Annotated in this window: 13 protein-coding genes; 9 read left to right on the top strand and 4 right to left on the bottom strand. The window is 62.6% G+C overall.

From position 1 onward, the window contains the following. Nucleotides 1-4: 4 nt before the first annotated feature. From ACFHWW_RS16550 to ACFHWW_RS16535, 4 genes are read right to left on the bottom strand one after another with little or no spacing between them, the layout of a single operon-like run. On the bottom strand, nt 5-1,924 hold the full coding sequence (locus tag ACFHWW_RS16550) for a beta-N-acetylhexosaminidase (protein ID WP_379939323.1): 1,920 nt from the start codon (nt 1,922-1,924) through the stop codon (nt 5-7). Nucleotides 1,925-1,948: 24 nt separating this feature from the next. Next, nucleotides 1,949-2,725 (bottom strand): SDR family oxidoreductase, encoded by a 777-nt coding sequence (locus ACFHWW_RS16545; RefSeq protein WP_379939321.1) that lies wholly within the window; start codon nt 2,723-2,725, stop codon nt 1,949-1,951. A 19-nt stretch (nt 2,726-2,744) separates the two neighbouring features. Continuing rightward, on the bottom strand, nt 2,745-3,608 hold the full coding sequence (locus tag ACFHWW_RS16540) for a MurR/RpiR family transcriptional regulator (protein WP_018098385.1): 864 nt from the start codon (nt 3,606-3,608) through the stop codon (nt 2,745-2,747). Nucleotides 3,609-3,628: 20 nt separating this feature from the next. Continuing rightward, a complete protein-coding gene (locus ACFHWW_RS16535) occupies nt 3,629-4,018 on the bottom strand; it encodes a RidA family protein (RefSeq protein ID WP_003534336.1) in 390 nt (129 codons plus the stop codon). Between the two features lie 116 nt (nt 4,019-4,134). On the opposite strand from ACFHWW_RS16535, the gene ACFHWW_RS16530 reads away from it, so the two are divergent. From ACFHWW_RS16530 to ACFHWW_RS16490, 9 genes are all read left to right on the top strand, one after another. Further along, complete coding sequence (locus ACFHWW_RS16530; RefSeq protein WP_338281384.1) at nt 4,135-4,626, top strand: hypothetical protein; 492 nt, start codon at nt 4,135-4,137, stop codon at nt 4,624-4,626. Between the two features lie 22 nt (nt 4,627-4,648). Further along, complete coding sequence (locus ACFHWW_RS16525; protein WP_379939318.1) at nt 4,649-6,121, top strand: M81 family metallopeptidase; 1,473 nt, start codon at nt 4,649-4,651, stop codon at nt 6,119-6,121. 509 nt (nt 6,122-6,630) lie between these two features. Beyond that, nucleotides 6,631-7,743, top strand: a complete 1,113-nt coding sequence (exoH, locus tag ACFHWW_RS16520) for a succinoglycan biosynthesis protein ExoH (RefSeq protein ID WP_379939393.1) — start codon at nt 6,631-6,633, stop codon at nt 7,741-7,743. Nucleotides 7,744-7,748: 5 nt separating this feature from the next. After that, the gene (exoK, locus tag ACFHWW_RS16515; RefSeq protein WP_379939316.1) at nt 7,749-8,558 is read left to right on the top strand and encodes an endo-1,3-1,4-beta-glycanase ExoK; all 810 of its coding nucleotides are present in this window, start codon (nt 7,749-7,751) and stop codon (nt 8,556-8,558) included. A 95-nt stretch (nt 8,559-8,653) separates the two neighbouring features. Beyond that, nucleotides 8,654-9,865, top strand: a complete 1,212-nt coding sequence (gene exoL / locus ACFHWW_RS16510; protein WP_379939314.1) for a succinoglycan biosynthesis glycosyltransferase ExoL — start codon at nt 8,654-8,656, stop codon at nt 9,863-9,865. Next, nucleotides 9,862-10,854 carry a succinoglycan biosynthesis glycosyltransferase ExoA gene (gene exoA, locus ACFHWW_RS16505; RefSeq protein WP_324763611.1) on the top strand — a complete coding sequence of 331 codons (993 nt, stop codon included), beginning with the start codon at nt 9,862-9,864 and terminating at the stop codon, nt 10,852-10,854. Before exoL ends, exoA begins: the two co-directional genes overlap by 4 nt. Further along, nucleotides 10,854-11,783 carry a succinoglycan biosynthesis glycosyltransferase ExoM gene (gene exoM, locus ACFHWW_RS16500; RefSeq protein WP_324763610.1) on the top strand — a complete coding sequence of 310 codons (930 nt, stop codon included), beginning with the start codon at nt 10,854-10,856 and terminating at the stop codon, nt 11,781-11,783. The genes exoA and exoM overlap by 1 nt, the downstream gene beginning before the upstream one ends. Then, entirely contained in the window at nt 11,780-12,814 is a 1,035-nt protein-coding gene (gene exoO / locus ACFHWW_RS16495; RefSeq protein WP_379939311.1) for a succinoglycan biosynthesis glycosyltransferase ExoO, read from the top strand. The genes exoM and exoO overlap by 4 nt, the downstream gene beginning before the upstream one ends. A 15-nt stretch (nt 12,815-12,829) precedes the next feature. After that, entirely contained in the window at nt 12,830-13,735 is a 906-nt protein-coding gene (locus ACFHWW_RS16490; protein WP_379939309.1) for a UTP--glucose-1-phosphate uridylyltransferase, read from the top strand. The last annotated feature ends 37 nt before the right edge of the window (nt 13,736-13,772 follow it).

Raw genomic sequence — 13,772 nt, 5'->3', positions numbered from 1 at the left:
CAACTCACAGAATGGGGCTCAATGGCGCGATCGCTGCAAAGCGCAGCCAATCCTTCTTGTCCTTCGGGGTCCAGGCGGCCTCGGCGATTGCCGGCAGCCTTGGAAAAACGAGGCGGTTGAAATATCCGCGCGACAGGAAATGCTCGGACCAGATGCAGGCCTGGACTCCCTTCATCCGGCTTTTCAGCTCTTCCGGGAACTCTCCTTCCGCCTCGTAGGCATAGGTGTGCGCCGGCGTCGCCGTGCCGGCCCAGCTCGCGCCGGGTTCCTGCCAGGCATCCGCCTGGGCCATGTCGAGATAATAGGCCTGGCCAGGGGTCATTACGACGTCGTAGCCTTCGCGCGCGAGCTCGATGCCGACTTTCGGGTTCTCCCAGGCCATCAGCAGCGTGCCCTCGGTTCCGACGCCACCGCCATGCGCGACCTCGTTCCAGCCGACCAGTTTGCGCCCGCGCGCCGTCAGCATCTGCTTCACCTTCTTGAGAAAATAGGACTGCAGCGCGAAGGTGCCGGAAATCCCTTCCTGTTCCATGAGTTTTCGCGCCAGCGGTGACGCGAGCCACGAGCCGTCGGCCACCTCGTCGCCGCCGACATGGATATATCGGCTGGGGAAGAGCTCGACCATTTCGTCGAACACCTTCTCGAGGAATTCGTAGGTGAGCGGGATGGCCGGGTTGAGGGCGTTGTTCGGGTAGCCCTGGACCGAGTGATAGCTTTCCGGCGCCTCCTGGCCGTCGGAGAGTTCGGGAAGCGCCACGAGCGCGGCAGTGCTGTGGCCGGGTATGTCGATCTCCGGGACGACTTCGATGCTGAGTGCCTCGGCATGCGCGACGATCGCCTTCACGTCCGCGTGGCTATAGAAGCCGTCGACCGGTTCGGCGCCGTTGCCGAGTTGAGGCAGCATGGGCTCGTCCGGGCCGCGCATGACGCCGAGCGTCGTCAGCGTCGGATAGGCCTTGATCTCCAGCCGCCAGGCTTCGTCGTCGGTCAGGTGCCAGTGGAAGATGTTGAGCTTGAACCAGGCGAGAATATCGATGAGCCGTACGATGTCGGCGGTGGGGTAGAATTGCCGCGAGACGTCGAGATGACAGCCGCGCCAGCCATAGCGTGGCCGATCCGCGATTGCGCCGCCGGCGGGAAACCTGAATTCGCCTCCGTGGTTTCGCGCGCCGTCGATCAACTGCGCGAGCGTCGTCAGGGCATATTGCCTGCCTGCCGCCGCTCCATATTCAAGCCGTATCTCCCGCTCGGAAAAGGCAAGCCTGTAGGCTTCGCCTTCGAGCTCCGCTTTCTTCGTGAAGACGATCGGCAGCCCTTGCGAGGACGGCGCAAGACTGAAGGGAGCATGTCCGGCCGAAAACAGCCTATGGAAGAGCGCAAGGACGTTGGAAACGGCATCGATCTCGTCCGCATCGCTGCCCGCTGCGGGATAGAGGACGTCGGGAACCGCGTCCCCGGGCGCCGCGTCGATCTCGGCAGGCCAGGGCTGCAGTGCGAAAGGAAGTTCGAGCCAGCCTTCCGGAAGACGCACCGGCGGCGGTTCGCTTATGGCGCCTTCGAGACGCAGATCGGAGACCGCCACAGGAACATGTCTGCCATCGGCGAGCGTCAGATAGGCCGATTTCGCCCCGTCGGTGCAATGCTTCGCCTCGCGGTGCAGACCACTGACGGTGAACGTCCAGTGTTCGCCATGGGCGAGCGTCAGTCCGTCGGGTGGCGCGAATTCATGGAAATTGGCGTTGCGGCGCAGGAAGACCGCGTTTTCGCAGGCGGCCCCGTCGATGACGCGGGTGAGCGATGTGTAAACCAGCCGGAAGGCGCTGAGCGGCCCGCCCGAGAGATTGAAGAGGCTGAAGGTGAAGCGCCCGAACGGGCCGCCATCCGGTTGCCAGGCAGATTCAAGGCGATAGAGAACCGGCAGCATGAACATCCTCCCAAGCTGGGTTTGTCAGTAATGGATCGATTGCGAGAAGGTCCGCGCGACCTCCGCCTGTCCTGCGGTCAGCCCGCAGTCGACCGGCAGGCAGATGCCGGAAATGGCTCCGGCGGCGGGGCTGGCAAGGAAATGCACCGCTTCGGCGACGTCCTTCGGCTCGACGATACGCTGCAAGGGATACCAGCGCTTCGCCTCCTCGAAGACCTGCGCATTGGCGGCCGCGCGTGCCTCCCAGGCCTGCGTGCGCACCGTCGCCGGCGCCACCGCATTCGCGCGGATGCCGAACTTCCCGTATTCGACCGCGATCAGTCGCGTCAGGTGCAGAAGGCCCGCCTTGGCGGCGCTATAGGCCGGATGGCCGAAAACATTCATGCCGTTCACGGAGGCGATGTTGACGACCGAGCCCCTGCTCTCTTTCAGCATTTCCTCGACCGCCCGGAAACAGAGAAAGGCCGCTTCGAGGTTGAGTGCATTGTCCATGCGCCAGATGTCCTGCGTGGTGTCGTGCAGGCTGACCGCGCGGGCGGCACCCGCATTGTTCACGAGGGTGCGCACGGTACCGACGGATGCGGCGGCCTCCGCCATTGCGGCCACGCTTGCGGCGTCCGTCACATCGCAGGAAACGGACAGGAAGCGCTCCGTTCCGCCGAGATCAAGCGCCGTCCTCTTTACCGCCTCACCGTTGATGTCGGCCAGGAGAACGGCATCGTGTCCGTCGCCCAGGCGCGCGGCAATGGCGCGGCCGATGTCGCCGGCAGCTCCTGTGACGATCGCTACGGATTTCGGCATGGGCGTTCCTTCTGACACGTCAGTCTCCGAGAAGCTGTCGGTCGTCGCCATCCCTGTGCACCACCAGCTGCTGCTTGATGCGCCTGAGCGTCACCGTCGCCTGCGGCTGGACGCGATAGGCGACGAGGCTCGCGACGATATCGAGCACTGCGATATAGGCGATACGGGTGGAGGTCGGACGATAGATGTTGTTTCCTTCCGGCAGGTCGACCGGCACGGTGATATCGGCGGCCTGCGCGACCGGACTGCCGCTCTGGGTAAGGGCGATCGTCGGCACCTCGGCCTCGCGCGCAAGTGTGAAGGCGCGCACCATCTCCGCATTGCGTCCCGAAAAGGAGGAACCGACAATGACGTCGGCCGGCCGCGCGGCCGCCGCCATCATCATCTGCATGCTGTGATCGGAACTCGCGGTGATGCGCAATCCCAATCGGAAAAGACGGTTCTGGAACTCCCCGGCGATCATCGATGAGTTGCCGCCGGAGCCGAAGGCATAGATCATTTCCGCTTGCGCGAGCCGGTCGGCTGCGCGCTCGATCGCTGCAAGGTCGAGCGAACGGTGCAGCAGAAAGAGCGCATTCTGCGCCTTGGTGATGATGTCCTGCGCCACATCGCCGGGCTCCTGGCTCTTCGGCTCGGGCTTCAGGTAGCGCATGCCGACATAGGGGGTGCGTGCCAGCTGCACCTTGAAATCGGAAAAGCTCTCGCAGCCGAGGCGTCGGCAGAATCGCGTGACCGTCGGCGGCGAAACGTCGGCCTTGCCGGCAAGCTCGATGATGGAAGCGTTCACCGCAAACTCGAAATCATTGAGCAGGATATCGGCAATGCGGTTTTCCGATTGGGATAACCGCCCCTTCTCCTCCTGCAGTGTCGCGAAAATATCCATCGAACGCCGCCCTTCCCTGTTCAGGCGTCCTTCGGCTTGTAGGCGACGCAATCGATCTCCACCTTGCAATCGACCATCATGGAGGACTGTACGCAGGCGCGCGCCGGCGGATGAGCTCCGAAATATTCCTGATAGATCCGGTTGAAGCTCCAGAAATCGCGCGGATCGTCCAGCCAGACGCCAACTCTCACCACGTGCTCGACACCGTAACCGGCCTCTTTCAAGATGGCCAGAAGATTGCCGATCGCCTTGTGAGTCTGGGCGACGATGTTGCCGCCGATGATCTCACCGTTTTCCATCGCCACCTGACCCGAGACATGAAGCCAGCCGCCCGCCTCGACGGCACGTGCGAAAGGCAATGTTTTTCCGCCTGCGCCAACCTGTTCGGCACCATAGCGCTTGATCGACATCGAAGACCCGTTCTGCAAATTATTTTCTTTATCCGTTGACAAATGACCATAGAATACGGAATTTGACCAGTGAAAATCATCATTTATGAAAAGAATTTCAATCCAGGCGAAAATACATGCGGAATCCCTTCCAGAATCCGTTTCCAGATAGCGACACGGCCCGCCACTCCATATGGGAGATGCTGGTCACCCGCGATATCGACGCATTCCTGGCCGCCGATTGGTCGATGGTAGCCGACGATTTCGTCGAGGAGAGCTTCATCGGCATCGACGGACGGCGGGAGACGAACCCGGACAAATGGCGGCTCACCTTTCCCTCGCTCGCCGTCTATCGGGACGAATGGCTGCGCCAGGCGCGGGACTTCGCCGGGCAGTCCTTTGCCGAGGATCCGCGGGAAGCGATCTTCGCCACTACGACCCTGGAAGACATCGAGGTCGACGGAGAGCTTGCCCTTGCGCGCAAGAAATTCGACGGGGGGCTGAAGAAAGCGGACGGCACGTTCGATATAATGAAGTGGCAGACGGTTTACTATTGCCGCCTCCACCGGGGCCGGTGGAAAATCTGCGGCTTCACCGGCTATCTCCCCAATCCGATGGGATCGAACTGAGTTGAGGGACAAGGCGAAGCCATTGCGCATCTTCACGGCGGCGCTCGCGACCGAGACGAACACTTTCTCTCCCATCTGCATCGACAGGCGCGCATTCGAGGCATCGCTTTACGCTCCGCCAGGAAAGCACCCGGAAACGCCGACGCTCTGCACGGCGCCGATCACGGTCGGGCGCCGCGTGACCGCGCAAAAAGGCTGGGAACTGATCGAAGGCACCGCCGCCTGGGCTGATCCTGCCGGTCTCGTCAATCGGCAGACCTATGAGGATCTGCGTGACGAGATTCTCGACCAATTGCGTGCCGCCCTGCCCGTCGATGCCGTCGTTCTCGGCCTGCATGGGGCAATGGTCGCGGACGGCTGCGAGGATACCGAAGGCGACCTGCTTCAGCGCGTGCGCGAAATGGTCGGTCCGGACGTGCTCGTCTGCGCCGAACTCGACCCGCACAGCCACCTCACTGCCAGGAGAGCGGCGGCCGCGGATTTCTTCGTCTTCTTCAAGGAGTTCCCGCACACCGATTTCGTCGAGCGCGCCGAAGACCTCTGGCGGATCGCGATCGATAAGCTCGAGGGCCGCGTAGAGCCGGTGATGTCCATTTTCGACTGCCGGATGATAGACGTCTTCCCCACCTCGCGCGAGCCCATGCGCAGCTTCGTCGACAAGCTGATACAGATCGAACGGGACGATGCCGATGTGCTGTCATTGTCCGTCGTGCATGGCTTCATGGCCGGCGACGTGGCGGAAATGGGCACCAAGATGCTGGTCGTGACCAACGGCAAGGCGGAGAAAGGCGAGGCACTCGCCCGTGAACTGGGTCTGGAGCTCTTCTCCCGGCGCGGGACCTATCGCATGCCGGAGATCGACGAACGCCAGGCGGTGGCACAGGCGCTGGCGGCTCCAGCCGGGCCTGTGGTGATTGCCGACATGTGGGATAATCCAGGCGGCGGCACGGCGGGCGATGCGACGGTCGTGCTGGAGGAACTCATTGCGAGGAACGCCACCGACACGGCGATCGGCACGATCTGGGATCCCATGGCCGTGCAGATCTGCATGGCGGCCGGCGAAGGCGCCGAGATCCCCTTGCGCTTCGGCGCGAAATCAGCGCCCGGCACGGGGCGGCCGATCGATGGCATCGTCAAGGTCGTCAAGCTGGTGCGCAATGCTGAAATGCGCTTCGGCGAGAGCTTCGCTCCCTTCGGCGACGCCGTTCACATACGCGTCCACGGCATCGACATCATCCTGAACACGACGCGCGCCCAGAGCTTCGACCCGAGCCTTTTCTCCGTGATGGGCATCGACCCCACGTCGAAAAAGATCCTCGTGATCAAATCCACGAACCACTTCTTCGCGTCATTCTCCAGGATCGCGTCCGAGATCCTCTATTGCTCTGCCGGGACACCCTACCCCAACGACCCGGCGAGGACTCCCTATCGGCGCGCAAGGCGCGACATCTGGCCGATGGTCACCGACCCGCACGGGTTGGAAACGACGGCCTGAGCCGAGCGCCATCACTGGAGCGGGATTCAGCCCAGGGACGTGGTCTGGCTGGTGGACGAGCACAGCGATGAGGACATCAAACAAGCCGCGGCGGGAATCTTCGAATCTCAACGGGCCTCAGACCCCCAACATGCGCCCCAACCTTGCCGCATTTCGCCCGGTGCCTGCCTCAATCGCGGTCCATCCTCCAGGAAAACGCGCCCAACTTTGAAAATTCACAGTTGCGTCGCTCAACCGGCGATTGCCCCAAAATATTGCGGGGCGCAATTTCTGCAACATGCCGCGAAACCGGGATTTTTCAAGAATGCGACCCCCCTGCCGGCGGCTATCTTCTTTGCGCGAGCTCGCGGCTTAGGTGCACTGCAGCATGATTCTGTTCGCTTTTCTGCTGCAACGCCATATTTTTTCTTCGGGAGTGCCCTAGTTTCTCATCCTGCGGGCTGAGGTCTGCTCTGTTGAAACGGCTGCCGCGAGGCGCTGCCCGATAGGGAGTGACTGATATCGTGAGTATGGACGCGAATGTCTCGGCGCGCATCAACCTGATGCGTATTCTGCTGATCTCCGGCATCGTATTTGTGCACGTCCCGTACAATCCGCAGTGGAGTCCCTTTCTGGGCAACTACGGCATGTTGGACTGGATTCGCGTCTTTCTCGGCGAAAGCCTGTTTCGGATCGGTGTGCCGTGCCTCAGCGCGATCTCCGGCTATCTTCTCTTTCGCAGGGGCCTTGCCGATTTCGACTATTGGAAGACACTGAAGACCAAGGCGCGGACCGTTCTCCTGCCGTTCCTTATCTGGAGCGTCTCCTTCTTTGTGGTGGTCTACGCCATCCAGCGCCAGGGCCTCGGCTTCGGCTATCTGCCCGACACGATTAATGCGACCCCGCGCCAGTGGCTGAGCATGGCCTTCGCGCTCGAGGCAACGCCCGTCAATCTGCCCCTGTATTTCCTGCGCGACCTGATGCTCTGTATCCTGCTGTCGCCGCTTCTGGCATTGCTGGTGAGCCGTTATCCGCGCGTGACGCTCCTTGCACTGCTCGCCTATGCGATACTGCCGCTGCCAAACGGAATATTTCTCAAGAAATCCATCCTGTTCGGCTTCTCGGCTGGAATCTGTGCGAGCCTGCATGGCGTGAACATCAAAATGCTTGATCGCTTCGCTGCACCGATCGCGGCCGGGTTCCTGGCAATCGCAGTCGTGATCGCCGTCGGCCTCTATTACACCGGCCCGGATTTCCCGCTTTGGCTCGACATGGCACTTCGCCTGACGTCGATTGCGGGAATCATCGGCTCCTGGGCGATCTCGGAGCTGCTCGTGCGCACCCGCTTCGGTGAAAGATTTGGCCGCGGGAGTGGACTGAGCTTCTGGATCTTCTGCGGCCACTATCCGCTGCTCGTGTTGTTCTGGATGATCTGGAACCGCACCGGGCTCAGCTATTACCCGCTCTTCTATTTCACCGCGCCGTTCATCGCCATTGCGATCCTCGTTGCGTCCCACAATCTCGTAGGGCGCTTGGCGCCGGATCTGCTTGGAGTGCTCACCGGCAGCCGAACAGGTACGAAACGAATGGCCACGCAGCCGCCGCAAGGCGCGCAGGCAGGCTATTCGCCCCAGCAAAGGTAACGACCATGACAATCGATCGCTACAGACGCTTTGCCCGTCTCGCTTTCATCGCAACGCTCCCTCTCGCCGGCCTTGCAGACGCTGCGGCCGCGCAGGAAGGCGCCAACGGCACCTCCTTCAAGGACGACTTCGACACTCTCGACACCCGCGTCTGGTTCGTCTCGGACGGATGGAACAATGGCGGGCATCAGAATTGCACCTGGTCGAAGAAGCAGGTGAAGACCGTCGACGGCATTCTGGAACTAACCTTCGAGGAGAAGAAGGTAAAGGAGCGCAACTTCGCCTGCGGGGAAATTCAGACGCGCAAGCGCTTCGGCTACGGCACCTACGAGGCGCGGATAAAGGCGGCCGACGGTTCCGGGCTGAACTCGGCCTTCTTCACCTATATCGGTCCGACCGACAAGAAGCCGCATGACGAGATCGATTTCGAGGTTCTCGGAAAGAACACGGCGAAGGTCCAGATCAACCAGTATGTATCGGCAAAGGGCGGCAACGAATTTCTCGCCGACGTTCCGGGCGGCGCCAACCAGGGTTTCAACGACTACGCCTTCGTCTGGGAAAAGAATCGCATCCGCTACTACGTCAACGGCGAACTGGTTCACGAAGTGACCGATCCGGCGAAGATCCCGGTAAACGCCCAGAAGATCTTCTTCAGCCTCTGGGGGACGGACACGCTCACCGACTGGATGGGCACCTTCTCCTACAAGGAGCCGACAAAGCTCCAGGTCGATCGCGTCGCCTTCACTGCTGCCGGCGACGAGTGCCAGTTCGCCGAGTCGGTAGCGTGCCAGCTGGAGCGGGCGCAATCCGAGTGAATGGCGGGTAACTGAGTAATTTATCCATTTTGTTGCAGTGCACAAAGAATTGAACTAAGCTCAGCCCCGGGCTGGGCAGGAAAACGGACGTTTTCATGCTGCAGATACTCTATCTGGCACAGGATCTTGCCGATCCCGCAGTGCGCCGGAGAACCCTAACGCTCGTCGCGGGTGGCGCACGCGTGACGCTCGCCGGATTCCGCCGCGGCGACAATCCTCTGGCCGCCATCGACGGCGTCGAGCCGATCGAACTCGGAACCACCGCCGACGGCCGTTTCGCCCAGCGGATCGGTGCCGTCGCTCGCGCCTGCCTGTCGCTGCAACGCCAGCTCGGCCATGTCCGCAAGCCGGATGTGATCATCGCGCGCAATCTGGAGATGCTTGCCGTGGCGAGGAGAGCGGTCGCGTTCTTCGGCGGTACGGTTCCTATCGTCTACGAATGCCTCGATATCCACCGCCTCATGCTGCGCAAGGATATCGTCGGGCGGATGCTGCGCGGAGCCGAAAGCCAACTCGGCAAGAATGCGCGCCTGTTGATCACCAGCTCCCCCGCCTTCATCGAGCATTACTTCCGGCCCCTTTCCGGCATCGGCGCTCCGCCGATGCTTCTGGAAAACAAGGTGCTCGAAATCGACGGCACGGTCGAGCGGCGGACGGCCTCACCGGCCGAATGCCCGCCGCCCGGCGCACCCTGGAAGATCGGCTGGTTCGGAGCGCTGCGCTGCCGCAGGTCGCTCGCCCTTCTCGCGGAATTCTCGCGAAAGATGGAGGGCCGCTTCGAGATCGTTCTGCGCGGCAGGCCCGCCTATTCCGAATTCGACGATTTCGACGGCTTCGTTCGCAACGAGCCCTTCATGCGGTTCGAAGGCGCCTATCGCAATCCTGAAGACCTGGCGGAAATCTATGGCGAGGTCCACTTCACCTGGGCGATCGACTTCTTCGAGGAGGGCCAGAATTCTGCCTGGCTGCTGCCGAACAGGCTTTATGAAGGCTGCCGCCACGGCCGAATTCCGATCGCCATGAAGGGGACGGAGACCGCTCGTTTCCTGTCCGTGCGGAGCATCGGCTTCGTTCTCGAGGGAGCCGACCCCGAGAGCCTCGCCACAACTCTCGGCTCGCTGACGCCAAAACGCTATGCCGACGCCGCAGAGCGTATCGGCCGCTGCAATCCGGGATCCTGGGTGTTCGACCGGGCGGATTGCGAAACCCTGGTGCGGCAGCTGGCAGCGCTCACGCTCCAGGCGCCGCAGACCGCTCCCGTAGTCGCGATGGCCGGTTCCAGCCACAACGAAGGTGGATTTCTATGAGCTCCGATGAACTGACGTCCACGTCGAGCCTTATCGTCATACCCTGCCTCAACGAGGCCTCGCATATCGAGGCGCTGATCGAAAAGCTGCGTCCGTCGCTCACGCCCTTGAACGCGCGGGTGGTCATTGCCGACGGCGGCAGCACGGACGGAACGCGGGAGATCGCCCGTCGCCTTGCCACTGAGGATCCGCGGGTGCTCTTCCTCGACAATCCGAAGCGCATACAAAGCGCGGCGGTCAATCGCGCCGTCGCCGAACTCGGCGCCGGCAGCGACTACCTGATCCGCATCGACGCCCACGGGACCTATCCGGACGATTATTGCGAGCGGCTTGTCGAGGACGCGCTGGCGACCGGCGCGGATTCGGTCGTGGTCGCCATGCAGACCGTCGGTTTCAGCACCTTCCAGAAGGCAACGGCCTTCGCGCAGAACTCCAAGCTCGGCAATGGCGGCTCGAAGCACCGCACCGGTGCCGTCGGGCACTGGGCCGAGCACGGTCATCATGCATTGATGCGCATCGAAGCCTTCGAGGCTGTTGGAGGCTATGACGAGAGCTTCAGCCACAACGAGGACGCCGAACTCGACTATCGCCTCGGAAAAGCGGGCTACCGGATCTGGATGACCGACAAGACGAGCATGGTCTACTATCCCCGTGCCAAGCTCGTCCCGCTGTTTTGGCAGTATTTCGGCTACGGCCGCGGCCGGGCAAAGAACTTCCTCAAGCACCGGGCAATGCCGGGGCTCAGGCAGATGCTGCCGCTTGCGGTGGCACCCATCGCTTTCGGCGCGCTTCTCGCGATCGTCAACTGGATGGCCGTGGTGCCGGTGGGGGTTTGGGCTGCCGCGTGCCTCGGCTATGGCGTCTGGATGGCGCTCGGCCAGCGTAATCCTTACGGACCGCTTGCAGCCGTTGCAGCCATGGTCATGCACCTTGCCTGGTCCGCCGGGTTCTGGCGGGAACTCCTCGACTTCCGCCGCAGGGTGGCCTGATGCCGAACAAAACGCTTCACATCGACATCGGCGTCTGCACGTACCGCCGGCCGGAGCTTGCCGAAACGCTTCGCTCGCTGGCTGCGATGAACGTGCCGGAGCGCGCCAGCTTGCGCGTCATCGTCGCCGACAACGACGCGGAACCGAGCGCCAGGGCTCTAGTCGAAGGGCTTCGGCCGCAGATGCCGTTCGACATCCTCTACGTTCACTGCCCGCACTCGAATATCTCGATCGCCCGCAATTGCTGCCTCGACAACAGCACCGGCGACTTCCTTGCCTTCCTCGATGACGACGAGACCGTTTCCGGCGACTGGCTGATCCGGCTTCTGGAAACGGCGCGCATCACGGGCGCCGCCGCCGTGCTCGGTCCCGTCAGGGCGCATTACGGGCCTACGGCTCCCGGCTGGATGCGCAACGGGGATTTCCACTCGACACTGCCGGTCTGGGTAAAGGGAGAAATCCGGACCGGATACACCTGCAATGCGCTGCTCAGGCGCGATGCGGCCTCGCTCCATGGCCGGCGCTTCAAGCTTTCGCTCGGCAAGAGCGGCGGCGAGGACACGGATTTCTTCGCCGGAATGCACAGCGCCGGCGGAATGATCGCCTTTTCGCCGGAAGCCTGGGTGCATGAGCCGGTACCGGAAAACAGGGCCTCGCTTGCCTGGCTCGCGAAGCGTCGTTTCCGCTCCGGACAGACCCATGGACGCCTTCTCGCCGAGAAAGCCAATGGCTTGCGTCAGGCCTGGAATGTCGCCCTTGCCGGCGCAAAGTCCGGCTTTTGCGCAACTGCCGCGGTCCTCTGCTTTCCTTCGGCCGCAAGGCGGAACCGCTTTGCGCTACGCGCCGTACTGCATGCCGGCGTCATCAGCGGCCTGCTGGGGTTGAAGGAAATCGAACAATACGGAGCCCGCGAGGTGACCTCGGCATGACCCGTCCGGCGATCGATAAGGTCCCCGACGTCACATTCGTCGTGGCCGCCTATAATTCCGCGGATACGATCGTGCGCGCGATCGAAAGCGCACTGGCGCAGGAAGGCGTGACCGTCGAGGTCGTAGTCGTCGACGATCGCTCGGCAGATGCGACGCCCGCGCTCGTGGCGGCGATCCCGGATCCCCGGGTCCGCCTGATCGCCCTCGATCGCAACCGCGGTCCGGGCGGCGCGCGCAATGCCGGCATCGACGCGGCGCGCGGCCGGTGGATCGCCGTTCTCGATTCGGACGACACGGTCCGGGCGGACCGGCTCAGGCGGATGATCGAACGAGCGGACACGGCCGGGGCGCAGATCGCCGTCGACAATCTCGACGTCGTGTCGCTGGACGGGCGCAGTCTCAGGATGTTCTCCGAAGCCGACCTCGCCCGGCTGCCGCAGCTCACGCTTCCCGCCTTCATCGAATCCAACGTGCTCTTTCGATCCGAGCACAATTTCGGCTACATGAAACCGATCTTCGAGCGCCGTTTTCTGGAAAACCAGCAGCTTCGCTTCGACGAGACGCTGCGCATCGGCGAGGACTACATCCTGCTGGCATCGGCGCTTGCCTGTGGCGGGCGCTGCGCGGTCGAGCCTTCCGCCGGCTATATCTATCATATCCGCGAGGATTCCATCTCGCGTGTGTTGAGGCTCGATCATATAGACGCGATGATCGCCGCCGACGAAGCCTTCCTGCGCCGCTACGCGCTCGACGGCCCGGCGCAGAAAATGCAGCGCAGGCGCATGCGCGGCTTCCGCGAAGCTCGCTCGTTTCTGGTGCTCGTCGAGCAGTTGAAAAAGAGATCGTTGGCCGGTGCGTTCAAGACCGCGCTGGCCGACCCACTTGCGCTCCGGCATCTCAGCATGCCGATCGCTGCCCGATTGCGCCGCCTTGCCGCGCGATTCGTGCATCCCTCCTCCCATTCGGCCCCCCGTGCCGCCCCCATGACGGCGGCGGCTGAACGATCCCCGCTGGGCAACGACCCCCAATAAGCAAAGGATGATGAAATGGACCGTGTCAGGACCGTCAGAAAAGCAGTAATCCCGGTTGCCGGAAACGGAACGAGGTTCCTCCCGGCGACAAAGGCAGTGCCCAAGGAGATGTTGACGATCGTCGACCGGCCAGTCGTTCAATATGCCGTGGATGAGGCCCGCCAGGCCGGAATCGAGCATATCGTCTTCGTCACCAGCCGGAACAAGCAGGTGATCGAGGACCATTTCGACGACGCGCCGGAACTCATCTCGTCGCTTTCACGCTCGGGCAAAAGCGCGCAGATTTCCGAACTCGAGGCCATGTTGCCGGCAGCCGGCTCGGTCAGCTTTACCCGCCAGCAGGCCCCCCTCGGCCTCGGGCACGCGGTATGGTGTGCGCGTGACTTGATCGGCGACGAGCCCTTCGCGCTTCTGCTGCCCGACATGGTCTCCTTCGGCGCGCGCGGTTGCATGGCCGGCCTCATGGATCTCTATCACGAGGTTGGGGACAACGTCGTCGGCGTCGAGCAATGCGCCCCCGAGGAAGCATCGAAATACGGCATCGTCGGCAAGGGCGAGACGGTCCGGCACGGTTTCTCCGTGACCGAGATGGTCGAAAAGCCCGCCGCAGGAAAGGCGCCGTCCAACTACTATCTCAACGGTCGCTACATCCTTCAGCCGGAAATCTTCTCGATCCTGGCCCACCAGACGCGCGGCGCCGGCAATGAGATCCAGTTGACCGATGGCATGCTGACGCTTTCGCAATCCCAGTCCTTCCACGCGCATCCCTATGAGGGCCGCACCTTCGACTGCGGTTCGAAGCAGGGCTTCATCGAAGCCAATGTCGCCTTCGCGCTTGCTCGTGCGGACATCGGCGATATCGTTTTCGAATCCGTCCGCGACATGGTTCTGTCTCACGAAAGCCGCATCCGGGCGGCATAAGCGGCGGCTTCCGGCAGTCCTTCGGGACTGCCGGAAC

This window comes from Sinorhizobium sp. P24N7 (assembly GCF_042436655.1).
Classification (GTDB): Bacteria; Pseudomonadota; Alphaproteobacteria; order Rhizobiales; family Rhizobiaceae; genus Sinorhizobium; species Sinorhizobium meliloti_A.
This window is presented reverse-complemented; position numbering and strand designations above follow the sequence as displayed.